This is a genomic window from Halobacillus sp. BBL2006, from assembly GCF_000786645.1.
Lineage (GTDB): Bacteria > Bacillota > Bacilli > Bacillales > Halobacillaceae > Halobacillus.
In genome coordinates, this window is sequence record NZ_JRNX01000958.1 from 1 (window position 1) to 759 (window position 759).

Annotated in this window: 1 protein-coding gene and 1 pseudogene; both read left to right on the forward strand. The window is 36.8% G+C overall.

Annotated features, from left to right (window positions below; all coding sequences use genetic code 11):
• Window positions 1–190 (forward strand): annotated as a pseudogene (locus LD39_RS23365) (sugar ABC transporter substrate-binding protein); the annotation flags it as partial.
• Window positions 191–396: 206 nt separating this feature from the next.
• Window positions 397–759, forward strand: a 363-nt coding sequence (locus LD39_RS21385; RefSeq protein WP_035553833.1) for a carbohydrate ABC transporter permease, incomplete at its 3' end; no start/stop codon positions are given.

A 759-nucleotide genomic window follows, 5' to 3' on the forward strand; every position in this document is an offset into this window, starting at 1 on the left:
CTTCAAGTTGTTTGCGGATGAGGTTTCTGACATTCCGGTAGCTAATTACACTTCTGATTATTCTCGCGCCTTCGATACAATGTCTGATACACAAGCTTCCATTTTGCTTGATGGTAAGTCTATTGATAAAGCTTTGCAAGAAGCTGCTGATAAATTGAAGAGCGAAACAGAACGTGAAATAAGCAAATAAGGGATCATCCTTTATAGCTATGTTTATAGATCGGTCAGCGTTCATTAGGACGTTGACCGATTTTTTAGATTTTTCGGAAATTAAGCAGACATCACTGATTCCGTATGTTATTATTAAGTAAATTAAATTAATTAATAAAGTCAGTCGCCGAAAAAATGAAAGCGGTTTTACGTGTGGCTGTCTGTCTATTAAGGAGGTAATTTCAGTTGGAACAAACGAATGAGCGAAAAGTCGCTAAGTCGAGCAGTCCCAAGTCAAGAAAGCGTTGGATCACACCGAAGAATGTACCTTATATTTTCATCTTACCTGCTGTCACATTCTTTCTGATCTTTACGGTTTATCCCGTTATTTCGTCGCTTTTATTAAGTTTTCAAAAACGTGAAGGTTCAGAGTACGTATTTGCAGGGTTAGAGAACTATATAAGATTGTTTCAGGATGGATTATTTTATAAAGCTTTAGGAAACACATTTTTAATTTTAATCATACAAGTCCCCATTCAATTGTTCCTCGCGGTTGTCATCGCAGTCGCATTGAACTCGCAGTTAGTAAAAATGAAAAGTTTCTTCAGG